Source organism: Kiloniellales bacterium, from assembly GCA_030066685.1.
In the GTDB taxonomy this organism is placed as follows: Bacteria; Pseudomonadota; Alphaproteobacteria; order Kiloniellales; family JAKSBE01; genus JAKSBE01.
In genome coordinates, this window is the sequence record JASJBF010000032.1 from 65528 (window position 1) to 90924 (window position 25397).

The 25397-nt window shown below is 67.9% G+C and carries 26 protein-coding genes and 1 tRNA gene; 14 read left to right on the forward strand and 13 right to left on the reverse strand.

Annotation, left to right across the window (positions count from 1 at the left end):
* The first annotated feature begins 15 nt into the window (after positions 1–15).
* A complete protein-coding gene (locus QNJ30_18550; GenBank protein MDJ0945473.1) occupies positions 16–507 on the forward strand; it encodes a PAS domain-containing protein in 492 nt (163 codons plus the stop codon).
* 24 nt (positions 508–531) lie between these two features.
* On the opposite strand, the gene QNJ30_18555 is transcribed toward QNJ30_18550, so the two are convergent.
* The 3 genes from QNJ30_18555 to QNJ30_18565 all read right to left on the reverse strand — a co-directional run bounded on the left by QNJ30_18555 (position 532) and on the right by QNJ30_18565 (position 3014).
* Entirely contained in the window at positions 532–1314 is a 783-nt protein-coding gene (locus QNJ30_18555) for an SDR family oxidoreductase (protein MDJ0945474.1), read from the reverse strand.
* A gap of 134 nt (positions 1315–1448) precedes the next feature.
* A complete protein-coding gene (locus QNJ30_18560; protein MDJ0945475.1) occupies positions 1449–1925 on the reverse strand; it encodes a cupin domain-containing protein in 477 nt (158 codons plus the stop codon).
* A gap of 135 nt (positions 1926–2060) precedes the next feature.
* On the reverse strand, positions 2061–3014 hold the full coding sequence (locus tag QNJ30_18565) for an ATP/GTP-binding protein (protein ID MDJ0945476.1): 954 nt from the start codon (positions 3012–3014) through the stop codon (positions 2061–2063).
* 38 nt (positions 3015–3052) lie between these two features.
* On the opposite strand from QNJ30_18565, the gene QNJ30_18570 reads away from it, so the two are divergent.
* The 4 genes from QNJ30_18570 to QNJ30_18585 all read left to right on the forward strand — a co-directional run bounded on the left by QNJ30_18570 (position 3053) and on the right by QNJ30_18585 (position 5393).
* The gene (locus QNJ30_18570; protein MDJ0945477.1) at positions 3053–3910 is read left to right on the forward strand and encodes a methyltransferase domain-containing protein; all 858 of its coding nucleotides are present in this window, start codon (positions 3053–3055) and stop codon (positions 3908–3910) included.
* Positions 3911–3959: 49 nt separating this feature from the next.
* Positions 3960–4316 (forward strand): hypothetical protein, encoded by a 357-nt coding sequence (locus tag QNJ30_18575; GenBank protein ID MDJ0945478.1) that lies wholly within the window; start codon positions 3960–3962, stop codon positions 4314–4316.
* 214 nt (positions 4317–4530) lie between these two features.
* Positions 4531–4875: a hypothetical protein gene (locus QNJ30_18580; protein ID MDJ0945479.1), complete on the forward strand. Its 345-nt coding sequence runs from the start codon at positions 4531–4533 to the stop codon at positions 4873–4875.
* Positions 4876–5054: 179 nt separating this feature from the next.
* A complete protein-coding gene (locus tag QNJ30_18585) occupies positions 5055–5393 on the forward strand; it encodes a hypothetical protein (GenBank protein ID MDJ0945480.1) in 339 nt (112 codons plus the stop codon).
* Between the two features lie 157 nt (positions 5394–5550).
* Here the strand turns inward: QNJ30_18585 and ppdK are convergent, their stop codons facing one another.
* The 4 genes from ppdK to QNJ30_18605 all read right to left on the reverse strand — a co-directional run bounded on the left by ppdK (position 5551) and on the right by QNJ30_18605 (position 11821).
* Positions 5551–8217, reverse strand: a complete 2667-nt coding sequence (gene ppdK / locus QNJ30_18590) for a pyruvate, phosphate dikinase (protein MDJ0945481.1) — start codon at positions 8215–8217, stop codon at positions 5551–5553.
* Positions 8218–8369: 152 nt separating this feature from the next.
* Positions 8370–10445, reverse strand: coding sequence for a glycine--tRNA ligase subunit beta (gene glyS, locus QNJ30_18595; GenBank protein MDJ0945482.1), 2076 nt, complete (start codon positions 10443–10445; stop codon positions 8370–8372).
* A 114-nt stretch (positions 10446–10559) separates the two neighbouring features.
* Positions 10560–11489 carry a glycine--tRNA ligase subunit alpha gene (locus QNJ30_18600; GenBank protein ID MDJ0945483.1) on the reverse strand — a complete coding sequence of 310 codons (930 nt, stop codon included), beginning with the start codon at positions 11487–11489 and terminating at the stop codon, positions 10560–10562.
* A gap of 95 nt (positions 11490–11584) precedes the next feature.
* Complete coding sequence (locus tag QNJ30_18605) at positions 11585–11821, reverse strand: hypothetical protein (protein ID MDJ0945484.1); 237 nt, start codon at positions 11819–11821, stop codon at positions 11585–11587.
* 156 nt (positions 11822–11977) lie between these two features.
* On the opposite strand from QNJ30_18605, the gene QNJ30_18610 reads away from it, so the two are divergent.
* Positions 11978–12376 (forward strand): hypothetical protein, encoded by a 399-nt coding sequence (locus QNJ30_18610; GenBank protein ID MDJ0945485.1) that lies wholly within the window; start codon positions 11978–11980, stop codon positions 12374–12376.
* A gap of 32 nt (positions 12377–12408) precedes the next feature.
* Here QNJ30_18610 and QNJ30_18615 read toward each other — a convergent pair whose 3' ends face one another.
* From QNJ30_18615 to QNJ30_18625, 3 genes are read right to left on the reverse strand one after another with little or no spacing between them, the layout of a single operon-like run.
* Positions 12409–13269, reverse strand: coding sequence for a S49 family peptidase (locus tag QNJ30_18615; GenBank protein ID MDJ0945486.1), 861 nt, complete (start codon positions 13267–13269; stop codon positions 12409–12411).
* Between the two features lie 50 nt (positions 13270–13319).
* A complete protein-coding gene (locus tag QNJ30_18620; GenBank protein MDJ0945487.1) occupies positions 13320–14078 on the reverse strand; it encodes a methyltransferase in 759 nt (252 codons plus the stop codon).
* A complete protein-coding gene (locus QNJ30_18625) occupies positions 14075–14290 on the reverse strand; it encodes a DUF2007 domain-containing protein (GenBank protein MDJ0945488.1) in 216 nt (71 codons plus the stop codon). The genes QNJ30_18620 and QNJ30_18625 overlap by 4 nt, the downstream gene beginning before the upstream one ends.
* Positions 14291–14520: 230 nt before the next feature.
* Here QNJ30_18625 and QNJ30_18630 point away from each other — a divergent pair, with 230 nt between their 5' ends.
* Complete coding sequence (locus tag QNJ30_18630; protein ID MDJ0945489.1) at positions 14521–15480, forward strand: polyprenyl synthetase family protein; 960 nt, start codon at positions 14521–14523, stop codon at positions 15478–15480.
* A gap of 10 nt (positions 15481–15490) precedes the next feature.
* Here QNJ30_18630 and QNJ30_18635 read toward each other — a convergent pair whose 3' ends face one another.
* Together QNJ30_18635 and QNJ30_18640 are read right to left on the reverse strand one after the other, a co-directional pair.
* Positions 15491–15991 carry a PAS domain-containing protein gene (locus QNJ30_18635; protein MDJ0945490.1) on the reverse strand — a complete coding sequence of 167 codons (501 nt, stop codon included), beginning with the start codon at positions 15989–15991 and terminating at the stop codon, positions 15491–15493.
* A gap of 188 nt (positions 15992–16179) precedes the next feature.
* Positions 16180–16256 (reverse strand) — tRNA-Pro (locus QNJ30_18640).
* Positions 16257–16564: 308 nt separating this feature from the next.
* Between QNJ30_18640 and QNJ30_18645 the strand changes: the two genes are divergently transcribed.
* Positions 16565–18868: an ATP-binding protein gene (locus QNJ30_18645; protein ID MDJ0945491.1), complete on the forward strand. Its 2304-nt coding sequence runs from the start codon at positions 16565–16567 to the stop codon at positions 18866–18868.
* A gap of 19 nt (positions 18869–18887) precedes the next feature.
* Here QNJ30_18645 and QNJ30_18650 read toward each other — a convergent pair whose 3' ends face one another.
* Positions 18888–19328, reverse strand: a complete 441-nt coding sequence (locus QNJ30_18650; protein ID MDJ0945492.1) for a hypothetical protein — start codon at positions 19326–19328, stop codon at positions 18888–18890.
* A gap of 464 nt (positions 19329–19792) precedes the next feature.
* Between QNJ30_18650 and QNJ30_18655 the strand changes: the two genes are divergently transcribed.
* From QNJ30_18655 to QNJ30_18680, 6 genes are all read left to right on the forward strand, one after another.
* Positions 19793–20935, forward strand: coding sequence for a TRAP transporter substrate-binding protein (locus QNJ30_18655; protein MDJ0945493.1), 1143 nt, complete (start codon positions 19793–19795; stop codon positions 20933–20935).
* A 108-nt stretch (positions 20936–21043) separates the two neighbouring features.
* Entirely contained in the window at positions 21044–21661 is a 618-nt protein-coding gene (locus QNJ30_18660) for a TRAP transporter small permease subunit (protein ID MDJ0945494.1), read from the forward strand.
* Complete coding sequence (locus tag QNJ30_18665; GenBank protein MDJ0945495.1) at positions 21658–23490, forward strand: TRAP transporter large permease subunit; 1833 nt, start codon at positions 21658–21660, stop codon at positions 23488–23490. The genes QNJ30_18660 and QNJ30_18665 overlap by 4 nt, the downstream gene beginning before the upstream one ends.
* Before the next feature lie 18 nt (positions 23491–23508).
* Positions 23509–23691 (forward strand): hypothetical protein, encoded by a 183-nt coding sequence (locus QNJ30_18670; GenBank protein ID MDJ0945496.1) that lies wholly within the window; start codon positions 23509–23511, stop codon positions 23689–23691.
* Positions 23692–23723: 32 nt separating this feature from the next.
* Positions 23724–25061, forward strand: a complete 1338-nt coding sequence (locus tag QNJ30_18675) for an amidase (protein ID MDJ0945497.1) — start codon at positions 23724–23726, stop codon at positions 25059–25061.
* 17 nt (positions 25062–25078) lie between these two features.
* Positions 25079–25351, forward strand: a complete 273-nt coding sequence (locus tag QNJ30_18680) for a hypothetical protein (protein ID MDJ0945498.1) — start codon at positions 25079–25081, stop codon at positions 25349–25351.
* Positions 25352–25397: the final 46 nt, after the last annotated feature.

The window sequence follows — 25397 nt, forward strand, 5'->3', positions numbered from 1 at the left end:
AGAGTTGGTCCCGGCATGAACACTTCAGCTTTCAACACCACCGCGAGAAGCGCGGACCTGGGACTGCGCTATTGGGAAGATCGCCGGCGCGACCGCGGCCTGCCGTCGCGCGCCGACATCGATCCCTTGGACATCCCGGACCTGCTGCCGCAGGTCTTTCTGGTCGACGTGGCCCGGGCGCCGCTCGACTTCCGCTATCGCCTGGTCGGCACCCAGATCGTGCGCCACTCGGCCGCGGACTACACCGGCAAGAGCCTCAACGAGCTGCCGGAGCAATGCCCGCCGAGCCGGATCTGGTCGCTGTTCCAGAGGGTCGTCGAGGAGCGCCGTCCCTTCTCGGCCGAGATTCCCTACGTCCACATCCCGGGGAAGTCCGTTGAGATGCAGGCGATGCCGCTTTCCGACGACGGCACGACCGTCAACATGATCTTCGGCATGGTTCACTTCGATCCGAGCCTCGCCTTGCCCAGGACCATGCTGCCGAACCACAACCATGTGGCCTTCTAAGCGCGCCGGCGACAGCCGTTCCCGCTATCGGGCCAGGGTGTCGGTGTAGGCGTCGACCGAGATCGCCTGGCCCGAGATCCTGGCGCCGGCCGCGGAGCAGAGGAAGAGCGTCATGCTCGCGATGTCCTCGGGCTCGACGAAGGTCCTCAGTGCGGAGAACCGGGTATAGCTCGCTCGGACCTCGGCCTCGTCGCGCCCGCTGGCCGCCGCCTCGGCGGCGATCACCCGGTCGATCCGGGGCCCGGCGACCGCCCCCGGGCAGATGGCGTTGACCCGGATGCCGTGCGGCCCCAGCTCGTGCGCCAGGGACTTGGTCAGGCCGATCACCCCCCACTTCGAGGCCGCATAGGGCGTGCGCCGGGGAAAGCCGAAGCGGCCGGCCGCCGAGGAGAGGTTGACGATGGCGCCGCCCGGCCCTGCGGCCTTGAGAAGCGGCACGCCGCGCTGCAGGCAGAGGAACATCCCCTCCAGGTTGACCGCCAGGGTCCGGCGCCAATCCTCGAGCGAGATGTCCTCGAGGGGTGCGGTCGGGCCGGCGATCCCGGCGTTGTTGACCAGGACGTCCAGGCCGCCCAGCGCAGTCACTGCGGCCTGGAACAAATGCGCGACCTGCTCGGGCTCGGCCACGTCGGCGACGACGCCCTGAAGGTCATCGTTGGTTTCAAGGACTTTCTTGAGGGCGGCCGAATCGACATCACAGACGAAGACCCGCGCCCCTGCCCCGAGGAAGCCCTCGGCGATCTCGCGCCCGATCCCGCTCCCTGCCGCGGTCACGACGACGCGCTTGTCCTTCAGGTCCTCCAACATCGCTTCGCTCTCCCCTTTGAGCTTAGGCTCATCAAAATCCGGCTCAAGTCTGCCCAGTTTGTGGCCCCTTGGCTGTCGCTCCGAGTGTTCGGCCGACGAGTGCGTCCGGCCGGAACAAGGCCATCGGCTCCGCCTCAGTAGGGTTGGCCGTTCTTGTGGAGGAATCGCGCGCTGGGTCCGCTGATCTCCACCTTCATGTCGATGTCCGGGTACTCCGCATAGTCCTGCGCCGACCGGGTGCCAACCTCCAGGACCCGCGCCGGTCGCTGCGAGCGGTTCACCAGGTGATGGCCGTCGCGGCGGCCGGCAGGAAATCCCGCCGCCATGCCGGGCGTAAGGCGCTGCTCGCCGGCATCCGTGATCAAGATCACCTCGCCGTCCAGCACGTAGACGAACTCGTCCTCGTTCTCGTGCCAGTGGCGCTGCGACGACCAGGCACCGGGGGGCAGGGTCAGCAGGTTGGCGCCGAACTGGGTCAGGCCCAGCGCATCTCCGAGCGCCCGCCGTTCGCGGGTCGCGCAGGGTTCGTCGAAGGGTGTGGGATAGCTTGAGCCGGTTTGCGTCTCTACAGCCTCTGGATCGAGCGCCGGTGGTTTCGGCCCATTGGTCATGGTGCAACTCCGGAGTCCTGGCCAGAAGAAAAAGGAGAAAGTGCGGATAAGGTGACCCGAACATGTCCGCCGATGCAACATAGCCTTGCGAGTGCCTGCCGGTATCGGACAGCGGCCCTGGGTCCGACTCCGGGTTCAGATCTTTTCTTCGATCTCGGCCAAGCGGCGGAAGGGCGACGCACCTCCGGCCAGACTGAGGGAGCCGGCCTTGGCCAGCCCCTCGCGGCCGTAGCGTTCGCGCAGCGCGTCCCCGAGCCAGGCTTCGGCCTGGGTTTGGCGCTGGGTTCCCAGGCGGTCGGCCTCGGCCAGCCATTCCCTGTGCGCGGCGACCGCCTGAAGCAAGCGAGCAATGTCGGTCGCCTCCGCCGCCGCCACCGCTTCGCAGCGGACCGGCCAGCCGTCCTGCTCCGAGGCGGCCAGGCCCAGGGCACCCTTGAGATCCGCCAGCGCCCGCCTGGCCGGGGCGCCCAGATCGGCCTTGGTCACGACTGCGATCTGAGGGATCTCGACGATCCCGGCCTTCATGAACTGCAGGCTATCGCCCGAGCCGGGCTGGACGCAGAAAACCACCGTGTCGGCGACTCCGGCGACGTCGGTCTCCGACTGGCCGACACCGACGGTCTCGACGATCACCAGATCGAAGAGCGCGCGCAGCAGGATCACCGCCGGGTAGGTCAGCTCGGCCAGGCCGCCGAGGCGGGCCCGCGCCGCCATGGAGCGCACGAAGACGCCGGGATCGGCGGCATCCGCCGCGAATCGGGTGCGGTCGCCGAGCAGGGCGCCCCCCGAACGTTTGGAGGAGGGGTCGACCGCGACCACGGCCACGCTGCGGCCCTCGGACCGCAAGGCCCGGATCACGGCGCCGATCAGGGTCGACTTGCCGACTCCCGGCGGCCCGGTGATGCCGAGCACCTGGCCGCCGGGCGCCGCGTAGGCGGCATCGAGCAGCGCCAGACTCGCCGCCGAGTCCGGGGCGCGCTCCAGCGCCGCCAGGGCGCGCGCAACGGCGGCCTTGCCGCCGGCCTTGAGGGTTTCGAGATTCGCCTCGGTCACGAGGGGCAGTTGGCCGGCTTCACCGGAGTCGGTCAAGGCCGCGCGCTCTACGGCTTGCCCGCAGGCGCCCGAAGGTGCCAAGCTGCGCCGCGATGGAGGACACCCTCGGCACCGTCTCGTCCCACTACGCCCGCCACGGCGCGCTCACGGCGCGCCTCCTCGACGCCCTGGCGGCAGCGGGCAAGGACACCGCCGCGCTCGGTGTCGAAGACCTCTCGCCGCTCGACCAGTTCCACCTGCGGGGACACCAGGCGACCCGAGAGCTGGCCGACGAGGCGGGCCTCGCGCCCGGCCAGCGCCTGCTCGACATCGGCAGCGGCATCGGCGGGCCGGCGAGGATGCTGGCCGAGGAACACGGCGTCGCGGTCACCGCGGTCGACCTGACAGAGGCCTATTGCCGCACCGCGGCGGAGCTCTCGGCCCTGCTGCCCCAGGCGCCGGCGCCGGCCTTCGTCTGCGCCGACGCGACCCGGCTGCCCTTTCCCGCCGACGGCTTCGACGTGGTCTGGACCCAGCATGCCGGGATGAACATTCCGGACAAGCCGGCGCTCTACCGGGAATGCCTGCGGGTCTGCCGGCCCGGCGGACGCTTCCTGATCTACGACGTGGTCGAGGGGCCGGTGGGCGATCCCTACTTTCCGGTGCCCTGGGCCTCGACCTCGGGCGGCAGCTTCCTGGTCCCTGCGACGGCGCTGCGCCAACTGGTGCTGGCGGCGGGGTTTCGCGAGCTCGCTTTCCGCGACCTGAGCGGGGAGGCGCTCGCCTGGAACCGGAAGCGCCAGGCGCGGATGGCCGCGGACGAGGGGCCGCCGGTCCTCGGGACGCATCTCCTGCTGGGCCCGGAGTTCCCCCAGATGGTCGCCAACGTCGGCCGCGGGCTGGAGGAAGGCCGCCTGGGCCTCGCCATGGGGCTCTTCGAAAAGCCGGACTGATCCGGGCACCGTGGTAGGCTGTCATGCCCTTGGTACCGGGGAGGCGCCGATGTGGAAATGGCTGGTCGCCCAGGGCCCGACCTTCAACGCCGCCTTGATCACCGCCCTGACCATGATCCCGACGTTGCTCGCCTTCTCAATCCTGGGTTGGCTGGGCGTGGGCCTGCTGGGCGTCATGGGCCTGCTGGTCGCGGTGAAGGCCGACCTGAACGAGGACGCCGTCGCCGGCGACATGACACGCATGAACACGGTCTATCGCGAACAGCTGGCCGAGCGGGCCCGGCGCGATCCGCAGCAGGTCGCCGCCGAAGCGCAGGCCCGCGCAAGGGTCCTACAGGTGGTCCGGCTGATCTTCGGCGCCCTCGCCGTGACCGGCTTCGGGGTCTACCTGCTTTCGATCCTGTGACGCGCTGTCCAACAACGGCGGTTCCAGGGCCGCTGCGCTTCGCACGCAACGGTCACAGATAAGACCACGATTATCCTCGGGTCGTGAACGGGCTGCGGCGCTAGAGTGCCGCCGCCTGAACGCGCCCGGCCGACACTCTACGGCCGCCGTGGCGCGTCTCGGTTCCCGGCGTCACCATGGCAACCATCATCAAGAAGAGACGAGGGCTTACTCCATGACCAAGGGTTTCCCATGCGCCACGGCAAGCCTTGCGCTTGCGCTCGCAGTCTTTGGAAGTGCCGCCGCCCAGGCCGAGGACGAGGCCAGCTACCAGGCGATCTGCGAGGAGAACGCCCCGATCGAGCAATGCACCTGCCTGCTGCGCGAGCTCAAGGGCAACCTTTCGCCACAGGACTACCAGGCCTTCCTGACGGTCTCCGTCGCCAGCGCCCGGGACCCTGCCAAGACCCTCGAAGTCATGCGCGCGCAGGCCAACGGCGAAGAAGAGGTGGCCGCGATGAGCTCGCGAATCGCCGGCGCGGTCGCCCCTGCGACGAAAGCCTGCGGAATCATCAAGTAGCGGTCATGTGCCCGCCCAAAATCCGCCGCAAAAAGGAAGCAATTCAAACAGCCGATTCACGCGCCCGCAGGGGACATCCGCCCCGGGGCTCCACGCCGACGCCAACCCAGGCCTTCGGCCCCTGACCAGGGCCGAAAGGGCTTCGAGAGACAGGAGACGAGGACAGGATGGTCTCTGGTTTGAGATGGACCCTTGCCAGCGTGATGGCCGCAAGCCTGCTGCCCGGCGCCGCCCTGGGCAACGCCCAGGACGAGGAGGATTTCCGGGCCCTCTGCGCCCTCGACACCGGCGCCGAGAAGTGCGACTGCTACCTGGTCCAGCTTCAGGAAACGCTTTCTGCGGCCGATTACCGCACCTTCCTCGGCGCCCTCCTGGCCAACGCCAAGAAGCTGAAGAGCGGGATCGAGCTCTCGCCCCATCTCATATCGATCGACGAGGAGGCCCAGGACCTGCGCAAGCGGATCACTCAGGCCAGCGATCACGGTCTGACCGCCTGCGAGATCGACTACCACGAATAGGCGTGAAGCCGGCCGAGCGCACCGTCAAGGAAAGCCTCGGCCGATCCGAAGGTCGACTGTCATCACCGGGCTTGACCCGGTGATCCATGGACGCCCGGCTCAAACCCCGGCATGACCTTTGCGGCGCGACCTGCGCTCCGCACCGATCCCCCGCCCTCTACTCCTGCCGCGCCAAAGCCGCCTGGGCGGCGGCGAGGCGGGCGATGGGCACGCGGTAGGGAGAGCAGGACACGTAGTCCAGGCCGACCTGGTGGCAGAAGGTCACCGAGGCCGGATCGCCACCGTGCTCGCCGCAGATGCCGAGCTTGATCTCCGGCCGGGTCGCGCGGCCCCGCTCGACGCCGATCCGGACCAGTTCGCCGACGCCGTCCCGGTCGATGGAGATGAAGGGATCGGTCTCGACGATGCCGCGTTCCTCGTAGGCCGGCAGGAAGTTGCCGGAGTCGTCGCGCGACAGGCCGTAGGCTGTCTGGGTCAGGTCGTTGGTGCCGAAGCTGAAGAACTCCGCCGCACGGGCGATTCGATCCGCGGTCAGGGCAGCGCGCGGCAGCTCGATCATGGTCCCGACGATGTAGGGGATGGTCACGCCCTCGGCCTCCATGACCTCCTCTGCGGTCCGGTCGATCAGGGCCTTGAGCAGGTCGAGCTCCTTCTCGATCGCGATCAAGGGCACCATGATCTCGGGCTCGACCGTGGCCGCGCCGCCCTTGATGACCTGGGCCGCCGCCTCGAAGATGGCCCGGGCCTGCATCTCGTAGATCTCCGGGTAGGTGATGCCCAGTCGGCAGCCGCGGTGGCCGAGCATGGGATTGACCTCGGAGAGCTTGATCACCCGCTGGCGCATGTGGTCGACCGAGGCCCCGGCCGCCGCCGCGACCTCGGCCATCTCGGCCTCGGCGTGCGGCAGGAACTCGTGGAGCGGCGGATCTAGGAGGCGGATGGTCACCGGCTGACCCTGCATGATCTCGAAAATCTCGACGAAGTCCCGACGCTGCATCGGCAGGATCCGGTCCAGCGCCTTGCGCCGGCCCTGCGGGCCCTCGGCGAGGATCATCTCGCGCACCGCGAGGATGCGTTCGGCGTCGAAGAACATGTGCTCGGTCCGGCAGAGCCCCACACCCTCGGCGCCGAACTGCAAGGCGATGCGGCAGTCCTCCGGGGTGTCGGCGTTGGCCCGCACGCCGAGCCGCCGGACCTCGTCGGCCCAGGCCATGATCTTGGCGAAGTCGCCGGAGAGCTCCGGCTCGATGGTCGGGACCTCGCCGGCCATGACCTCGCCGGTGGCGCCGTCCAGGGTCACCAGGTCACCTTCGTTGAGCACCACGTCGCGGACCCGCATGGTGCCGGTCTTGTAGTCGATGCGCAGCTCGCCGGCGCCGGCGACGCAGGGCCGGCCCATGCCGCGCGCGACCACTGCCGCGTGGCTGGTCATGCCGCCGCGCGTCGTCAGGATGCCCTTGGCGGCGTGCATGCCGTGGATGTCCTCGGGCGAGGTCTCGACCCGGCAGAGGATCACCGTCTCGCCGGCCCCGGCCTGCTGTTCCGCCGCGTCGGCGCTGAACACGATGCGCCCCGAGGCGGCCCCGGGCGAGGCCGGCAGGCCGCGGGCGATGGTCCGGCGCTGGGCCGTCGGATCCAGGGTCGGATGCAGGAGCTGATCCAGCGAGGCGGGATCGATCCGCGCCACCGCCTCCTCCCTTGTGATCAGGCCCTCGGAGACCATGTCGCAGGCGATCTTCAGCGCCGCGCTGGCGGTGCGCTTGCCGTTGCGGGTCTGCAGCATGTAGAGGGTGCCGCGCTGGACCGTGAACTCGACGTCCTGCATGTCGCGGTAGTGCCGCTCCAGCGTGTGGCGGACCGCGTCGAGCTGGCCGAAGACCTCGGGCATGACCTCTTCCATGGCCGGCAGGTCGGAGTGGTTGGCCTGCTTGCCGGCCAGGGTCAGGTGCTGCGGCGTGCGGATCCCGGCGACCACGTCCTCGCCCTGGGCATTGACCAGGTATTCGCCGTAGAAGAGGTTCTCGCCAGTCGAGGGATCGCGGGTGAAAGCGACGCCGGTCGCGCAGTCATCGCCCATGTTGCCGAAGACCATGGCCTGTACGTTGACCGCCGTGCCCCAGTCGTCCGGGACGTTGTGCAGCCTGCGATAGGTGACCGCGCGGGCGTTCGACCAGGAGCGGAAGACCGCCGAGATCGCGGCCCAGACCTGCTGCATCGGCTCCTGCGGGAAGGCCTCGCCGGCCTCCTCGGTGATCCTGGCCTTGTAGTCCGCGATCACCGCCTGCCAGTCCTCCGCCGAAAGCTCGGTGTCGAGGGTGACGCCGCGGTCCTCCTTGTGCAGCTCGAGAATCTCCTCGAAGAGATGGTGGTCGACGCCCATGACGACGTCGCCGAACATCTGAATAAAGCGGCGATAGCTGTCGTAGGCGAAGCGGGCGTCGCCGGAGTGCTTGGCCAGACCCTCGACCGTCCGGTCGTTCAGCCCCAGGTTCAGGACCGTGTCCATCATGCCCGGCATCGAGGCCCGTGCGCCGGAACGCACCGAGACCAGCAGCGGATTGCCCGGATCGCCGAAGCCGGCTCCGGTCTCGGCTTCGACGGCGGCCAGCGCCGCGGCGACCGCGGCATCCAAGTCCTCGGGAAAGGCCCCGCCGTTCTCGTTGAAGAAGGTGCAGACCTCGGTGGTGATGGTGAAGCCCGGCGGCACCGGCAGGCCCAGGGCCGACATCTCGGCCAGGTTGGCCCCCTTGCCGCCCAGCAGCGCCTTCATCTCGGCACGGCCTTCCGCCTGTCCGCCGCCGAAACCGTAGACCCACTTGGTCATCGCACTCCCCTGCCCGCTATCGCCCGCTTCGAGGGCCGTCGTTTCGTCCATTGCCCAACACTTCAATTCAGGAGCCAAACAAAAACACCGCTGTCATCCCCGGATCAGGTCCGGGGACGACAGGAGGCGGTTAGCCGAAGGTGTCGCACGCCTCACCCCTCGATCTTGGAGAAGTCGGCGACCCGTCCCAGGGTGCCGCCGATGGCCGAGAGCAGCCGCAGCCGGTTCTCGCGCAGCGCGGCGTCCTCGCTGTTGACGGTCACGTGGTCGAAGAAGGCGTCGACCGGCCGGCGCAGCCCGGCCAGGGCGGCCATGGCGCCGGTGAAGTCCTCCTTGGAGAGCGCCGCGCCGGCCGTCTCCGAAGCCCGGTTCAGGGCCGCGAAGAGATGCTTCTCCTCGTCCTGTGCCAGGGCCGAGGCTTCGGCGCCGCCATTGTAGGTCGCCTTGTCCTTCTTCTGTTCGATGCGGACGATGTTCGCGGCGCGGCGGTAGGCGACCAGCAGGTTGGCACCGTCGTCGCTGCCGAGGAAGCCCTCCAGGGCCTCGACCCGGGCCAGCAGGCGTACCAGATCGTCCTCGCCGCCGAGCGCGAAGACCGCCGAGATCAGGTCGTGACGCACCCCGCGGTCGCGCAAGGCGACCTTCAGACGCTCGGCGAAGAAATCGACCAGAGGACCGGTCACCGCTTCGCTGCCCAAACTTCGGTAGAGCCTTGCGGAGGCCTCGAGGATCTCGAAGAGCGGCAGGCGAAGCCCGTTCTCGACGATCAGTCGGATCACGCCCAGCGCGGCACGGCGCAGGGCGTAGGGATCCTTGGAGCCGGTCGGCTTCTCGTCGACGGCGAAGAAGCCGACCAGGGAATCGATCTTGTCGGCCAGGGCGACGCAGACCGAGACCGGCGCCGAAGGGCAGGCGTCGTTCGGGCCCTGGGGCGCGTAGTGCGCGGCGATGGCCTCGGCGACTTCCTCATGCTCGCCGTCGTGGCGGGCGTAGTAGCGGCCCATGATGCCCTGCAGCTCGGGAAACTCGCCGACCATGCCGCTGGTCAGGTCGGCCTTGGCGAGTCGCGCCGCCGAGCGGACCCGGTCGAGGTCGGCGCCCGGCACGTGGCGGGCGATCTCGGCCGCCAGGGCCTGCATCCGGTCGACCTTCTCGTCCAGGGTGCCGAGCTTGGCGTGGAAGACGATCTGCTTCAGCGCCGGGGCGCGGCTGGCCAGGCTGGCCTTGCGGTCCTGGTCCCAGAAGAAGCGGGCGTCGGAGAGCCGGGCGCGCAGCACCCGCTCGTTGCCGGCAACGATCGTCTTGCCCCGGTCCGCCGTCGTCATGTTGGAGACGATGACGAAGCGGTCGGCCAGGCGGCCCGTCTCGTCCTGGGTCACGAAGTACTTCTGGTGGCTGCGCAGCGAGGTGGTCAGCACCTCCGGCGGCAGGTCCATGAACTCCTGATCGATGCGGCCGAGCAACGGCACCGGCCATTCGATCAGGCCGGCCACTTCCTCCAGCAGACCCGGATCCGATTTCACGGTGAGGCCCTGCTTGGCGGCGAGCTGGGCGGCCTTCTTCTCGATGATCGCCTTGCGTTCGGCCGGGTCGAGGATCACCTTGGCCGTCTTGAGCTTGGCCTTGTAGTCCTTGAAGTTCGCCACCGCGAAAGCCTTGGGCGCTAGGAAGCGGTGGCCGACTGTCCGGTTGCCGAACGCGAACTCGGCCGCGCCCAGCTCGACCGCGCCCGTCAGGCGCTTGCCGTTGAAGACGGCGAGGACCGCGTGCAGCGGCCGGACCCAGCGGAAGGCCCCGGCGTTCCAGCGCATCGACTTGGGCCAGGACAGCGCGCGGAGCGCGGCGCCGATCACCTCGGGCAGGACCTCGGCGGTCCGCCGACCCGGGACCTCGCGGACCAGGAAGTAGACCTTGCCCTTGTCGGTCTCGCGCAGCTCGGCCTGATCGATGGAGCTCAGGCCGTTGGCCTTGAGAAACCCCTGGATCGCCTGCTCCGGCGCACCCTCGCGGGGCCCGCGCTTTTCCTCGCGGGCATCGGGCTGGCGCTTCGGCAGGCCGTCGACCAACAGCGCCAGGCGCCGCGGCGTCGCGAAGGATTCGGCCTCGGAACATTTGAGACCCACCTCCTCGAGCCCTTCGCACACCAGGCGCCGCAGGTCCTCCGCCGCCCGCGTTTGCATGCGCGCCGGGATCTCCTCGGACAGGACCTCCAGCAGCAGCTCAGGCATCGCGGGCTCCAGCGAGAAAAACTCTGCCTTGAGGGGAAGCCGCGATGAGCCCCCTCCCCATCAAGGGGGGAGGGAATGGAGTTCTCGCTGCGGAGATGAGACCAAGCAGGGCCATCACGCCGCCTCCCGGCTGGCCAGCCAGGCTTCGCAGCAGCCCTTGGCGAGGGTGCGGATGCGGCCGATGTAGGACTGGCGCTCGGTCACCGAGATCACCCCGCGGGCATCCAGCAGGTTAAAGAGGTGGCTGGCCTTCATGCAGTGGTCATAGGCCGGCAGCGGCAGGGGATGGTTGCGGTTCAGGAGCTTGCCGCACTCCGCCTCGGCATCGGCGAAGTGCCGCATCAGCACCTCGGTCGAGGCGGCCTCGAAGTTGTAGGTCGAGAACTCCCACTCGTTCTGCAGGAAGACGTCGCGGTACCGCTTGCCGCCTTGCTCCAGGGGCACGCCGTCCCAGTCCAGGTCGTAGACGTTCTCGACGCCCTGGACGTACATCGCCAGGCGCTCCAATCCGTAAGTCAGCTCGACCGAGACCGGATCGCAGTCGATGCCGCCGACCTGCTGGAAGTAGGTGTACTGGGTGACCTCCATGCCGTCGCACCAGACCTCCCAGCCCAAACCCCAGGCGCCGAGGGTCGGGGCCTCCCAATCGTCCTCGACGAAGCGGATGTCGTGGGCCAGGGGGTCGATGCCGAGGGCGCGCAGCGAGCCGAGGTAGAGTTCCTGGCTGTCGGCCGGCGCCGGCTTGAGGATCACCTGGTACTGGTAGTAGTGCTGCAGGCGATTCGGGTTCTCGCCGTAGCGGCCGTCGGTCGGCCGTCGCGAGGGCTGGACGTAGGCCGCGCGCCAAGTCTCGGGCCCCAGGGCACGCAAGGTTGTCGCCGGATGGAAGGTGCCAGCGCCGACCTCCATGTCGTAGGGCTGCAGAATCACGCAGCCCTGGTCGGCCCAGTAGTCCTGCAAGGTCAGGATCAGGCGCTGGAAGCAGGTCCGTCTCGCCTCGGCCTGGGCCAGGGATGTGGCTTGGTCGTTCCGCGTCTTCGGCATGGGGCTGTCGCGATTGCTGCAGCGCACAACGGCGCGTGAACCTTATCTTTCGCCCCGGGGCGAATCAAGCGCAGAGGCCGGAGCCGGGGGCACCGCTACAGTAGCCGGCCGCAGTTGCTGCAGCTGTTGTCCGGCTTGGGAACCTGATAGGTCTTGCAGGCCGGGCATTCGACCATCTCTTCGACCCTGGGCGTGCCACCGGCCCGCCCCACCTTGGATTTGTCCTCGGCCTTGCGCATCCGGTCGAGGCGCGAGATCCACTTGAAGCCCCACCAGACGGCGCCGAGGATGGCAACGAGAACCAGCAGTTTCTGGATCGAGAACCCGAGCATGTCGGAGTCTTAGGGGCGCGTGGGGCCGGCGGTCAAGCCAAAGGCTGCCGCCCGGCCTGACAATAGATCCGCAACGTTGAATACCGATCGACCGGTTGAGCGCAAAAGCCGCACAGGTGATAATCGAACACAATGAAATCCGGCAGAATCCTTACTGTGCACGACTTCTGGGATGCACCCTTAGCAGGGATCTTCGATTGTGATGGACATCCACATCTCTTCGAACGGCAATTCTCTGAGGAGTTGGATGACTACTCGGATGAGTTTCTGATAATTGCCGTCGATCAAGAAGCCCTCGACCTCGCCTTGGAGGCAGAAGCCATCCACAGGCGTTGGCGCGACGCCTACTCTCGCGGCGAAGTGGCCTGGGATTATCGAGGCGATATGGCGTTGCCCGAGGATCGGGCGCGAAAAGCGGAGTTGACCGGTCTGCTCAAAGGTCGACTGGAAATCGATCCCAAAAGAGCCAAGCGTGTAATCGGCAGGGTCGAAGTCGTTGGAATGCCTAATCCAAACAGCTGGCTGCACTGGTCAGTGGCCAGGCCTCAAGGCTGAGACTTTCCAGCTTCCAGGTCTTCTAGCGGCTATCAAAGCCCGTAGCGCGACCACCAGGCGCGTTCCTCGGCGGCGGCGAGCAGGCCGGCAGCCCAAGCGCCCTCGGCCAGGCTTGGCCCCTGGGTCAGACCGAGGCGGCGGCGCCACCAGGGCCGGGCGCCGTCGACCCGCTTGAGGTGGACCTTTTCGCCGTAGCGTTCGCGCATCACCGCGCGCAGATGACCGAGGCCGTCGATCAGGCCCAGCTCCAGCGCCTTCTTGCCGGTCCAGAATTCGCCGCTGAACAGCGCCCGATCGCTGCCCTTGAGCCGCTCGCCGCGGCGCGCCTTGACCGTCTCGATGAAGGTCGCGTGCATGTCCTTCTGGATCGCCTTGAGGCGGGTCACGTCCTTGGGATCCTCGTCCAGGAAGGGGTCGAGCATGCCCTTGCGCTCGCCGGCGGTGTGGACCCGGCGCTCGATGCCGAAGCGTTTCAGAAGCTCGGGAAATCCGAAGCCGGCGGAGATCACCCCGATCGAGCCGAGGATCGAGCTGTCGTCGGCGAAGATCTCGTCGGCGGCACAGGCCAGCCAGTAGCCGCCCGAGGCCGCCGCGTCCTCGCAGAAGGCCACCACCGGGATCTTCTTCTCCTCGGCCAGGTCGCGGATCCGCCCGGCGATCAGGGCCGATTGCACCGGCGAGCCGCCAGGCGAGTTGACCTGCAGGGCCACGGCCTTGAGGCGCGGCGCCTTGAAGGCCCGATCGATGGCCGGGGCCAGGTCGCTGAGGGTCAGGCCGCTGCGCAACGGCCCGAGCGAGCCGATCACCCCGGAGAGCCGGATGACGGTGACGACCGGCGGCGGCTCCGGCAGGCGCCCGAAGGAGCAGCGGTGGATCAGGCTGGCGATATCCATGAGCGCCTAGATAAGGACTGCCGGCCCGGCTGCCAAGCGCAGAGCAGCGCCTATAGCGGCAGCGGCGCGGCGTCGCGCAGCACCGCCTCGGCCGGCGCGGTGAAGCCGCCGTCGGGACGGTGCAGCACCAGGCCGGGATGCAGGCTCAGAGGCGCCCGGCTGCCCTTGCGCGCACGGACGACGATCCGCTTGGCCGGCTTGGCTTCGGCACCGCCCGGCCAGAGCGGTAAGATCACGGTTGCGCCGGCCCGGCCCGTCAGGGCCGCGAGGATCTCGTCCAGGCGCTCGGCCCGGTGGATCACGCTCAGGGTCCCGTCATCGCGCAGCCGGCGCAGTCCTAGGTCGAGCCAGTCCATCAGGCCGGCCGTCGCCTCGCCATGGCTACGGCGGCGGTCCGCGTCCTCGGGCAGGCGCGAGCGGGCCGGATCCAGATAGGGCGGGTTGATCAGGACGTGATCGAAGCGCGCGGCGCGCAGGGCCGGCGGCGGCGCCAGAACCTCGCCCTCGAGGATTTGGAAGCTGTCCCCGACGCCGTTGACCGCCGCGTTGTCCCGGGCCAGCGCGGCGGTTGCTGGATCGGACTCCAGGCCGCTGGCGGCGACGCCGGGCACCCGGGCCAGCAGGCAGAGCGCGGCGGCCCCGCTGCCGCAGCCGAGGTCGAGCACCGCCTGCCCGGCGCGGGCCGGCACGGCCGCCGCGAGGAACACCGGATCGATCGCCACCCGGTAGCCGCCGGCGGCCTGCAGCAGGCGAACCCGACCGTCGAGCAGCCGATCCTCGGTCACGGCGGGTCGGGCCCCGAGGCTCACGGCATCGGCTCCTCGCCGACCTCGGTCAGCAGGCGCCGGGCCTGGACGTAGTCATCGTCGCCGACGCAGAGCCGCCGCGGGATCGCCCCGGCCGAGCCCTCCAGGACGCTGGTGTGACCGTCCAGCACGAAGGTCGGGATCCCGGAATCGGACAGCAAGGCCCGGAGCCAGGAGATCTTGACCAGATCGTTGCTGCGCAGCAGCTCCTTCATCTCAGGACACCTTTCCCAAACCGCATCGGCCTTCGCGCCCGGTGACGCGAAGTGAGCGGGCTTGACCGGCCCGGCGTTCCTCCTATCCTGCCAGAAAATATGGCCCATCCCCACGACGCAAGTAGTATGATGGGCATAGCGGGATAACCTTGAAACGAGGACCTGACTTGGCATTCGCTGCCGGCGCGACGACAGAGAAGACAGCACGGGACCGCTCCGCCAACGACCGCTTGGCCGGCCTCGTCGGGGACGACCTGAAGGCCGTCAACGCCACGATCCTGGCACGCATGGACTCGCCCGTGGCGCTGATCCCGCAGCTCGCCGGACACATCATCGCCGCCGGCGGCAAGCGCCTGCGACCGATGCTCACACTCGCCTCGGCCCGGCTCTGCGGCTATCAGGGGCAGCGCCACGTCCCGCTTGCCGCCTGCGTCGAGTTCATCCATACCGCTACGCTGCTTCACGACGACGTGGTCGACGACAGCGGCCTGCGCCGCGGCCTCGCGACCGCGAACGCGGTCTGGGGCAACAAGGCCAGCGTTCTGGTCGGCGATTTTCTGTTCAGCCGGGCCTTCCAGCTGATGGTCGAGGACGGCTCGCTGAAGATCCTCAAGATTCTCTCCGACGCCTCGGCAATCATTGCCGAGGGCGAGGTCCAGCAGCTGATGACCGCCAACGACACCTCGACCGACGAGGTCACCTATCTGGACGTCATCCGCTCCAAGACCGCCGCCCTCTTCGCCGCCGCCTGCCAGGTGGGCGCGGTGGTGGCCGAGCGGCCGGAAAGCGAGGAAGAAGCGCTGCGCCGCTTCGGCCTCAATTTCGGCATGGCCTTCCAGCTGATCGACGACGTCCTGGACTACAACGCCGACCAGGGCGAGCTGGGCAAGGCGGTCGGCGATGACTTCCGCGACGGCAAGGTCACCTTGCCGGTGGTCCTGGCCTTCGCCCGCGGCGACGAAGCCGAGCGCGGTTTCTGGCGGCGCTGCATCGAGGAGCTGGATCAGCGCGACGCCGACCTCGAAGAGGCCCTCGCCCTGATGCAGCGGCACGGCGCCCTGGCCGACGCCATGGAGCGGGCCCGAAGCTACGGCCGGGCCGCGCTGGAGAACCTCGACACCTTCGCCGAGAGCGCGGTCAAGTCGGCGCTGGCCGAGACCCTGGAGCAGAGCCTCCGGCGGATCAGCTGACCTGCTGCCGTCAGGGCAGGAAGTCGGCGGTCACGAAAAGCATGTTGACCGTCTCGCCGTCCGCGGAGAGCGGCAGGATCAGGTCCTCGGTCTTCTTGTATTCGTGGTGCTTGCCGACATAGGGCGTATCGCTGGACAGCGGCGTCCGGGTCTCGACCACGCGGGCGCAGGCGGACCAGATCCGGCTGGGCGGCCGCTGGTGGGGGATCTCGCTCATCCAGGTGCCCGTGAGGTCGCGGTTCAGGTGGCTCGCCATCTTGGTCCCGATCAGGCGATAGCGGAAATCGAGCGGATCCCGGGCCACGTCGAGCAGGAACACGCAAGGCAGGATCGTGCGAATGTCCGAGGGATCCAGGTCGGCCCTGGCCGGCATGGCCCGCCCGGCACGGATCCTGTCCCAGTAGGCGAAGGCTGCCTGGTTCGTCGGGTGCCGAAGCCGCCCCGCCTCGAATACGGCGGTCGCTGCCGCGTCGCGCCCCTTGCGCTTTCCATCCCTTCGCGATGGTTCCATGCTCAAGCTCGTCTGGCGTGGAGTGAGTCGAGCCTAGAACTGCTCAGTGCTTCGGCAAATCCCGAAAATGGCGTATCGGAGCAGGAAAATCACATCGAAGCCTGGCGGGCTCCCTCGGTCCGCTAGGACCTGCAACGCCCACGCCCGGAACCGATCTCGACGGTCTCCGCGAGGTGCCTCGTGAAACCTGGTCGGGGAGAGAGGATTTGAACCTCCGGCCCCCACGTCCCGAACGTGGTGCTCTACCAGGCTGAGCTACTCCCCGAAGCGCCGGGGTTATAGCCCGCTTCAGACTGCTTGGCAACGTTCACCTGGGCGCCCCGAGGCGGGCTCGGATTCCTTAAGCGGACTTAACACTTAGCAAGTCGTTAAGGATTTTCGCTCAGTCTTGATTCGGCCAGGAGCCGGGACTCCCGCGGGTCCTGGCCAGAGCGGCTCCCCGAGGCGGCGGGCCGACGGACGGGCGAAGCGTGGAGGACGGCGGCAGCCCATGGTCATCGCGGCTTCAAGACGCGAAGCTTGGTCACGCAAGCGATGGCTGCCAGCTCATCCGCTGCGGCCGGAGACCGGACGATGACGTCGGAGCCGATCCACGACAGGTCGCCGCGCATCGGTCGGGCGGACGGTCTTTGCGGCAACACCTCGCGTCCCCTGCACTACATCGCTGCGACGGTCCTGGGACTGGGGTTCACCGCGATCCTGGTTCTGCTTGCCTTCACCCACATGTCCAACCTGAACGAGACCGCCTTCGAGGCCACGGCCGAAGAGATCAAGGCGCTGATCAACCAGCGGCTGACCCGTTCGGTCGAGATCGTGCACGGCCTCGCCACCCTCTTCCACGCCTCGGCCTTCGTCGAATCCTACGAGTTCAGGATCATGACCGACGAACTGCTGAAGCGCGCGCCTAACATCGACGCCGCGGTCTACACGCCCCTGGAGACCAACCGGGGGCTCTTCGAGGACGAGATGGAGGTGCGCTACGACCGGGCGATCGGCATCACCGAGATGCGCGACGGCGCCCTGGTGTCGGCCGGAAACCGCGACCTCTACGCTCCGGTGCAGCTGTTGCAGCCCCTGGAGCGCAACAACCAGGATCTGCTCGGCTTCGATTTCCTTTCGGACCCGAAGCTGCGCGAGGGCGTGGACCGGGCCATCGTGACCGGCGAGTCGGCGATGGCCGGCCTGGTCGTCGGCCCGAACGGCCGCAAGCGCTATTGGCTGTTCCGGGCGATCTACCGCGGCCGGGATACACCGCTGGACGTGGAGGAGCGGCGCAGCAACGTCACCGGGCTGGTCGCGGTCCGGATCAACCCGGCCCTGCTCTTCGACAGCGACATGCTGACGGCCGACCTCTCGGTGACCCTGATGGCCGAGGACGACAGCGTGCCGGAGGCCGAACGCACGCTCTACCGCAAGACCGCCGAGCCGGAGCAGCGCCTGCCCCTGGCCTCGGCCAACATCCTGAGCCGGATCTACCGCATCTACCTGGGCGAGCGCACGCTGGTCCTCCAGGTCACCAAGCGGCTGTCGCTGCTGGAGATCAAGCCCGAGATCACCCTGATCGCCTTCTCGGTCGGGATCCTGATCACCGTGCTGCTCCTTCTGCTGGCGCGCTACACGATCCTGCGCGCGCAGGACCTTGAGCAGCGCCACGAGGAGGTCAGCCGGCAGGTGACCCAGAAGACCCGCGAGCTTTCGACCAGCGAGGAGCGCTACCGGCAGCTCGTGGAGACCACCAACGTCGTGCTCTTCGAGGCCGAGCCGCAGGACCTCCGCTTCACCTACGTCGGCCCGCAGGCGGCGAAGCTGCTCGGCCACGCCGTCGAGGACTGGTACCGGGAGGGCTTCTGGGTCGAGCACATCCACGCCGCCGACCGCGGCCGGACCCTCGCCCACTGCCGCCAGGCCATCGAGTCGGGCGAGGACCGGGCCTTCGAGTGCCGCATGCTGGCCGCGGACGGCCGCACCGTCTGGCTGCGCATCCTGGTGACCATCCCGCCCTACGACGACGAGGCGCAGTACCTTCACGGCGCCATGCTGGACATCACGGAGGTGAAGGAAGCCGCCCTGGCGATGACCATCGCCAAGGAGGAGGCGGAGATCGCCAGCCGGGCAAAATCGAGCTTCCTGGCCAACGTCAGCCACGAGCTGCGGACCCCGCTGAACGCCGTGATCGGCTTTTCGGAGATGATCCGCAACGAGACCTTCGGGCCGACCGGGGATTCCCGCTACCGCGAGTACGCCAAGGACATCCACGACAGCGGCCGGCACCTGCTGTCGCTGATCAACGACATCCTCGACGTCTCGAAGATCGAGGCCGGCAAGTTCACCCTGCACGAGGAGCCGGTCTCCCTGCCCAAGGTCGTGACCTCGGCGCTGCGCTTCGTGCGCGAGCGGGCCCGCATGGGCCGCCTGACCCTCAGCGCCGACCTGCCCTACGACCTGCCGCTGGTCCTGGCAGACGAGCGCAGCATGAAGCAGGTCCTGCTCAACCTCCTGACGAACGCCGTGAAGTTCACGCCGGAAGGCGGCACGGTGACCGTGCGCGCCGACTGCAGCCCGGAAGGCGAGGTCCGGCTCTCCGTCGCGGACACCGGAATCGGCATGTCGAAGGAGGATCTGCCCCGCGCGATGGAGTCCTTCGGCCAGGTCGACAGCGACCTGTCGCGCCGCTACGAGGGCACGGGGCTGGGCCTGCCCCTGGCGAAGCGGCTGGTCGAGATGCACGACGGCCGCTTCGAGATCGAAAGCGAGCCGGACAAGGGTACCGTGGTCACGGTGATCCTGCCGGCCAGCCGGCGCATCGACCCGAACTCCGCCGAGGCGCAGGCCCCCGCCCGCCAGCCTCTCAGGCGGCAGGAGTCCCCCGCCGCCTGAAGCGCCGCGGCAGGCCGCGCTACTGAAACTTGCGCTCGAAGCAGCGGATCTTCCATTGGCCGACGTACTGGCCCTTGAACAGGCGGCAGGCCTGCACCGTCTCGCCGCTGGGATCGTAGAACCAGAGATTGCGGCCGGAGGTGGCCGAGAGCTGCGCCTGCGGCTGCGCCGGCGGGGTCCGAACCGCCGGCTTCTCCGGATCCGTGTTGCCGCGCAGGATCAGGACCGACTGAACGCCGGTCTCCGCTTCGGCGTCGAAGGTCACCGTTTCCCGGGCGCTGCCCCGGTGCACCTGAACCGGGGGCACCTTGGGAGTCTCTTCGAGCTGCGCCGCGAAAGCTTCGGGGCCGCCCTGCTCGAGCGCGACGTGGTCCGCCGCCTCGGCGGGCACCGCCGCCAGGAGCAAACCCGCCAAGAGCGAAGCGCCCGAGGTATAGAACCTCACAGATCCTTGCTTCATTGTCACTCATGCCTCCGAGCAAGATTGATTAACATTGTATTTATCATTCTTAATGGTTTTAGCGCAAATTTATTTTGCATTGACTATGTTTATAGTTAACACGGAGGCTCGGGCCTCCGGATTGTGCCGCGACGCCGGCCCGCGGATCCCGGCCTCCGAAGCGCAAGACGCCGGGCGGTCCCCGAAACCCGGCGCCAACTCATTGATCCTTGCGGAAGAAATGGGCCGCCCTGCAGACCGGCTCCCGAAAAAGTGACTGCGACGATGCAGCCGGAGCCGGAAAATCGGCCCTACACTTGCAGGTGCAGGCATTGTAATGTTTTGCTACGTCTTTACTCTGGCATTCCAGATTCAAAGAGGTTGGCGGGGGCAATGGGTGAGGAAGCGACGCATCGCCAGGACGGCGGTGCGCCCCAGCCGATATCCTCAAGGGAATCGACTGGCAAACTGGGAGGAAATTCGAGATGACCAAGAAATCCAAAGCCAAGACGGACGTCGCCAGCCGGCGGCGCTTCCTGACCGGCGCCGCGGCGGTGACCGCCGGCGCCGCCACGACCGTCGCCATGCCCGGCGTTTCGCGGGCCCAGACCGTGACCCTGAAGATGCAGGGCTCCTGGGGCGCCAAGAGCGTCTTCACGGACATGGCCCAGCAGTACGTCGAGCGCGTCGAGAAGATGGCGGGCGGCCGCCTGAAGATCGACTACCTGCCGGCCGGCGCGGTGGTGAAGGCCTTCCAGGTGCAGGACGCCTGCAACAAGGGTGTCCTCGACGGCGCCCATTCGGTGACCGCCTACTGGTACGGCAAGAACAAGGCCGCCTCGCTCTTCGGCACCGGCCCGGTCTTCGGCTGCAACGCCGCGCAGATCCTGGCCTGGATCCACTTCGGCGGCGGCAAGGAGCTCTATCGCGAGCTCGTCCAGGACATCCTCAAGCTGAACCTCGTCGGCTTCTTCGCCATGCCGATGCCGACCCAGCCGCTCGGCTGGTTCAAGAAGAAGGTCAGCTCTGCGGACGACCTCAAGGGCTTGAAGTACCGTACTGTCGGCCTGGCCACGGACATCATGCAGGGCATGGGCCTGAAGGTGACCCAGCTGCCGGGCGGCGAGATCATGCCGGCCCTGGAGAAAGGCGTGATCGAGGCCTTCGAGTTCAACAACCCGACGGCCGACAGCCAGTTCGGCGCCCAGGACGTGTCGAAGCACTACCACATGGGCAGCTACCATCAGGCCGCCGAGTTCTTCGAGATCATGTACAACAAGGACCGCTTCGAGGGCCTGCCGGCCGAGCATCAGTCGATCCTGGAGTACGCGGCCGAGGCGGCGAACACGGCCAACTACGGCTTTGCCATGGACACCTATTCCAAGGACCTGCAGAAGCTGATCAACGAGAGCGGCGTCAACGTCTACCGGACCGACGCCTCGATCATGAAGGCGCAGCTGGAGTCCTGGGACAAGACCCTGACGCGGCTGAACAAGGATCCCTTCTTCAAGAAGGTGGTCGACAGCCAGAAGGCCTGGTCGGAGCGGGTCGCCTTCTACGACCTGGTCAACTCGGCCGACTACAAGCTGGCCTACGAGCACTACTTCCCGGGCAAGCTGCCCTCCTAAGGCGGGCAGATCGCAGGTCCGAGGTTTTCATCACTGAGGACGGGGCGGCGCAACGCGGCGCCGCCCCACCTGCTTTCCATCCACGCTTGACCTAATCCGGGGCGGCCGATGACTCGCTTTATCTTCCTGGTTGACATGTTGACGGCCTGGGTCGGCAAGGCCTTCTCGTGGTGCATCCTTCTGCTGACCTTCGGCGTCGGCTACGAGGTCTTCGTCCGCTATGCCCTGCGCAATCCGACGGCCTGGGCCTTCGACATCAGCTACATGATGTACGGCACGCTGTTCATGATGGCCGGCGCCTACACGCTATCGCGCGACGGCCACGTCCGCGGCGACGTGATCTACCGGCTGTGGAAGCCGCGGACCCAGGCGATCGTCGAGTTCACGCTTTATTTCCTGTTCTTCTTTCCGGGCGTCCTGGCCCTGATCATCGCCGGTGCCGACTACGCCAACGATTCCTGGTTCTACAAGGAAGTCAGCGTGATGAGCCCGGCCAACGTGCCGATCTTCCAGTTCAAGACCATCATTCCGGTCGCGGGCGGCCTGCTGTTCCTGCAAGGCCTGGCCCAGGTCTGCCGCTGCATCATCTGCATGCGCACAGGGGCCTGGCCGGCCCACCTGGAGGACGTCGAGGAGATGGAGACCGTCCTTCTGCACCAGCACGAGGAAGAGGTCCGCCACAGCAGCGAGCAGACCGAGCAGCCCAAGCCCGGAGGCGGCCAATGACCAACCCCGAAGTCGCCGTCCTGATGCTCGGGATCTTCATTCTGTCGATCCTCCTGGGCTTCCCGATCTGGATCACCCTCATGGCGATGGGGATCTTCTTCGGCTACTACGCCTACTACGACGCCGAGCGCATGCAGTCGGTCTTCGACAATCAGATCTTCGATCTGCTGGTCAACCAGACCTACTCGGTGATGGCCAACGACGTCCTGGTCGCCGTGCCCCTGTTCCTCTTCATGGGATACATCGTCGAGCGGGCGAACATCGTCGACCGCCTGTTTCACACGCTTCAGATCGCCGCCCGGCGGCTGCCGGGTTCGATGGCGATCGCCGCGCTGGCGACCTGCGCGCTCTTCGCCACGGCGACCGGGATCATCGGCGCCGTGGTCACCCTGATGGGCATGCTGGCCTTCCCGGCCATGCTCAAGGCCCGCTACAACACCTCCTTCGCGGCTGGCGTGATCTGTGCTGGCGGCTGCCTGGGCATCCTCATCCCGCCGTCGATCATGCTGATCGTCTATGCCGCGGCCTCCAACGTCTCGGTGGTCAGGCTCTACGCCGGCGCGATTCTGCCGGGCTTTCTGCTGGCCGGGCTCTACATGCTCTATGTGATCGGCCTTTCGCTGCTCAAGCCCGAGCTGGCGCCGAAGCCGCGAGAGGAGGACATCGGCGAGGTCACGACCCGGCAGGTCGTCATCGACATGATGACCTCCTTCTTCCCCTTGGCCTTCCTGATTCTCTCGGTGCTGGGGGCGATCCTCTTCGGCCTGGCCACGCCGTCGGAGGCCGCCTCCATGGGCGCGATCGGCGGCCTGGTCCTGGCCATCGCCTACCGCATCGGTGCCATCCGCGAGGGCAGCCATACGCCGGAGTGGATGCGCGACGGCGCACCGGCCGTGAACCCCTGGCTCTACGCCCTGGGCGTCGGCGCCGTGACCTCCGGCTTCCTCTACCTGGCCTACTTCGCGCTGCGCCTCCTGGCCAGCGCGCTCTTCGACCTGCCGATGCCGGAAGAGCGATCCCTGCCCTTCGGCTTCGGCGCGGCCATCCTGCCGAGCCTCGCGATCGCCCTGCTGGTCCGCTTCGGCGGCCGCGACCTACCGGTCCTGGGCTGGATCCAGCCGCGCAACCCGGCCCTGGTTCCGATGTTCGACTACGCCGGCCGGGGCGCCCTGATCGGCCTGGTCGGCGCGATCCTCTACGTCGCCCTGATCCGCTACGACAATCAGGAGTTCTTCCTCTTTCACGAGCTCAACTGGTGGGCCTTCGACGTCGGATTCTACCTCGGCGCCTTCGGCTGGCTGGCCTGGCAAGTGATCGACAAGCGGGGACTCCAGGAATCCGTCTACCTGTCGGTCCGCACCTCGGCCATGGTGTGCTGGCTCTTCGTCGGATCCTGGACTTTCTCCTCGGTCTTCTCCTACCTGGGCGGGCACGACCTGATCGAGCACTGGGTCCTGGGCATGGACCTGACGCCGGTGATGTTCCTGATCATGGCGCAGTTCATCATCTTCCTGCTGGGCTGGCCGCTGGAATGGTCGGAGATCATCATCATCTTCGTGCCGATCTTCCTGCCCATGCTGCCCTACTTCGGCATCGACCCCTTGTTCTTCGGGATCTTGGTGGCCTTGAACCTGCAGACCTCCTTCCTGACCCCGCCCATGGCCATGGCGGCCTACTACCTGAAGGGCGTGGCGCCGCCGCACATCCAGCTGATCGAGATCTTCAAGGGCGTGCTGCCCTTCCTGTCGATGGTGTTCCTGGCCATGTTCATCCTCTACGTGTTCCCCGAGATCGCGCTGTGGCTGCCCGAGGCAGCCTACGGCAAGTAGCCGCCGGAGGCCGCAACCATGCTGGACAAGATCGTCGCCGGCCTGTCCGTCCTCGCTTTCGCCGTGTTCCTGGGCATCGTGATCTCCTTCGTCACGGAACCGGACCTCTGGGTGGTGATCTTCGTCGTCGTCTACATCGCGATCTACTTCATCTGGCGCGAGCTGCGGGCGGGCGGCAGCCATCTCGAGGACGAGAAATAGCGGCGCTACCTGGGCCGCAAGGGAGGCGTCCCATGGACCTGATCGGCGAAAGCGCTCTGGACCTCCGCGCGAAGCTGGCGGCCGGCGAGATCACCGCGGAAGCGCTGGTCCAGGCCTGCCTGGACCGGATCGCCGAGGTCGACGACGCGATCGGCGCCTGGGCCCATCTCGAGCCGGCGCACGCCCTGGCCCAGGCCCGGACCCTGGACCGGCTGCGCGGCACCGGGCTGCCCCTCGGGCCGCTGCACGGCCTGCCGGTCGCAGTCAAGGACATCGTCGACACCGCGGACCTGCCGACCGAGAACGGCTCCGGCCTGCTGCGCGGCCGCCAGCCGGAGGCCGACGCGACCCTGGTGAGCCTGCTCCGCCAGGCCGGGGCGGTGATCCTCGGCAAAAGCGTGACCACCGAGTTCGCGATGTACGCGCCGGGCAAGACCGCCAACCCGCACAATCCGAAGCATACGCCCGGCGGCTCGTCGAGCGGCTCCGCGGCCGCCGTCGCCGCCGGCATGGCGCCCCTGGCCATCGCCAGCCAGACCAACGGCTCGGTGATCCGCCCGGCGTCCTTCTGCGGCGTCGTCGGCTTCAAGCCGAGCCACGGGCGGATCTCCCGGTACGGCGTGCTGTCGCTTTCAAGGCCCCTCGACACCATGGGGGTGATGGCCAGGACGGTCGAGGACGCGGCGCTCCTGGCCGAGACGCTGATGAGCTACGACGCCAGGGACCGGGACATGCGTCCCTCGCCGGCACCGCGGCTGCTGGAGGTCGCGCGGCAAGAACCACCGCTGCCGCCGCGCTTCGCTTTCGTGAAGACGCCGGTCTGGGACCAGGCGGAGGACGACATGGCGGCGGCCCTTTCGGAGCTGGCCGAACACCTGGGCGCGGACTGCGACAGCGTCGACCTGCCCGAGCTCTACGACCGCGCCCTGCCCAATCACCGGCTCATCATGTGCGCCGACCTGGCGAAGAACCTCCAGCCCCACTACGAACGCGGCAAGGAGGGGATCAGCCCGCAGCTCGCGGCCCTGATTGAGGAAGGGCAGTCGGTCACCGCGGTCGACTACAACCGGGCCCTGGAGTGGCGGGAGGTCCTCTACGACGGCCTGGCGGAGATCTTCGAGGACTTCGACGCCATTCTGACGGCGCCGGCCCCGGGCGAGGCGCCGGCCGGTCTGGAGGCGACCGGCAATCCGGCCTTCTGCACGATGTGGACCTTCCTCGGCGCGCCGGCGGTCAGCCTGCCGGTCTTTACCGGGAGCTCCGGCCTGCCCATGGGCGCGCAACTGGTCGGCCCGCGCAGCGAAGATGCACGGCTACTGCGCAGCGCGGCGGCGCTGCTCGCCCGGCTGCGTGACGGCGACGGCGCATAGGCCAAGCTGCGCCGCGCATGTCGCTTTGGACCATAGCCGTACTCGCGGCCTTCGCCGTCATCGGCGTGCTCCTGCGTCTGCGCTTCGGCAACCTCTACCGCAGGGCTGTTGCGGCCCTGGAGGCGCGCAGCGGGATCGACTCCAAGACCGCGCTGATGCTGGTCGGCGGCGCCACGGTCGCGGTCTGGCTGATCATCGCCTTCACTGCCGACGAAGCCGCCCGCGGCGGCCTCGAAGAGATCTTCGAGTGGTTCCGGGTGCCGAGCGACGAGCCGGCGGCCGCGCCCTGAGCGAACCCGCCGGGCCGGGCGGACGCCTTGTGCCGCGGAATCCCCT

What these genes read in the sequence shown, in the direction of transcription:
- QNJ30_18615 (MDJ0945486.1), bottom strand. Translation starts at nt 13,269, where the DNA reads ATGGATATCGCCAGCCTGATCCACCGCTGCTCCTTCGGGCGCCTGCCG.
- QNJ30_18650 (MDJ0945492.1), bottom strand. Translation starts at nt 19,328, where the DNA reads ATGAAGCAAGGATCTGTGAGGTTCTATACCTCGGGCGCTTCGCTCTTG.
- QNJ30_18580 (MDJ0945479.1), top strand. Translation starts at nt 4,531, where the DNA reads ATGACCAAGGGTTTCCCATGCGCCACGGCAAGCCTTGCGCTTGCGCTC.
- QNJ30_18680 (MDJ0945498.1), top strand. Translation starts at nt 25,079, where the DNA reads ATGTCGCTTTGGACCATAGCCGTACTCGCGGCCTTCGCCGTCATCGGC.
- QNJ30_18660 (MDJ0945494.1), top strand. Translation starts at nt 21,044, where the DNA reads ATGACTCGCTTTATCTTCCTGGTTGACATGTTGACGGCCTGGGTCGGC.
- QNJ30_18600 (MDJ0945483.1), bottom strand. Translation starts at nt 11,489, where the DNA reads ATGCCGAAGACGCGGAACGACCAAGCCACATCCCTGGCCCAGGCCGAG.
- QNJ30_18675 (MDJ0945497.1), top strand. Translation starts at nt 23,724, where the DNA reads ATGGACCTGATCGGCGAAAGCGCTCTGGACCTCCGCGCGAAGCTGGCG.
- QNJ30_18555 (MDJ0945474.1), bottom strand. Translation starts at nt 1,314, where the DNA reads ATGTTGGAGGACCTGAAGGACAAGCGCGTCGTCGTGACCGCGGCAGGG.
- QNJ30_18655 (MDJ0945493.1), top strand. Translation starts at nt 19,793, where the DNA reads ATGACCAAGAAATCCAAAGCCAAGACGGACGTCGCCAGCCGGCGGCGC.
- glyS (MDJ0945482.1), bottom strand. Translation starts at nt 10,445, where the DNA reads ATGCCTGAGCTGCTGCTGGAGGTCCTGTCCGAGGAGATCCCGGCGCGC.
- QNJ30_18635 (MDJ0945490.1), bottom strand. Translation starts at nt 15,991, where the DNA reads ATGGAACCATCGCGAAGGGATGGAAAGCGCAAGGGGCGCGACGCGGCA.
- QNJ30_18645 (MDJ0945491.1), top strand. Translation starts at nt 16,565, where the DNA reads ATGACGTCGGAGCCGATCCACGACAGGTCGCCGCGCATCGGTCGGGCG.
- QNJ30_18575 (MDJ0945478.1), top strand. Translation starts at nt 3,960, where the DNA reads ATGTGGAAATGGCTGGTCGCCCAGGGCCCGACCTTCAACGCCGCCTTG.
- QNJ30_18605 (MDJ0945484.1), bottom strand. Translation starts at nt 11,821, where the DNA reads ATGCTCGGGTTCTCGATCCAGAAACTGCTGGTTCTCGTTGCCATCCTC.
- QNJ30_18560 (MDJ0945475.1), bottom strand. Translation starts at nt 1,925, where the DNA reads ATGACCAATGGGCCGAAACCACCGGCGCTCGATCCAGAGGCTGTAGAG.
- QNJ30_18550 (MDJ0945473.1), top strand. Translation starts at nt 16, where the DNA reads ATGAACACTTCAGCTTTCAACACCACCGCGAGAAGCGCGGACCTGGGA.
- ppdK (MDJ0945481.1), bottom strand. Translation starts at nt 8,217, where the DNA reads ATGACCAAGTGGGTCTACGGTTTCGGCGGCGGACAGGCGGAAGGCCGT.
- QNJ30_18625 (MDJ0945488.1), bottom strand. Translation starts at nt 14,290, where the DNA reads ATGAAGGAGCTGCTGCGCAGCAACGATCTGGTCAAGATCTCCTGGCTC.
- QNJ30_18665 (MDJ0945495.1), top strand. Translation starts at nt 21,658, where the DNA reads ATGACCAACCCCGAAGTCGCCGTCCTGATGCTCGGGATCTTCATTCTG.
- QNJ30_18670 (MDJ0945496.1), top strand. Translation starts at nt 23,509, where the DNA reads ATGCTGGACAAGATCGTCGCCGGCCTGTCCGTCCTCGCTTTCGCCGTG.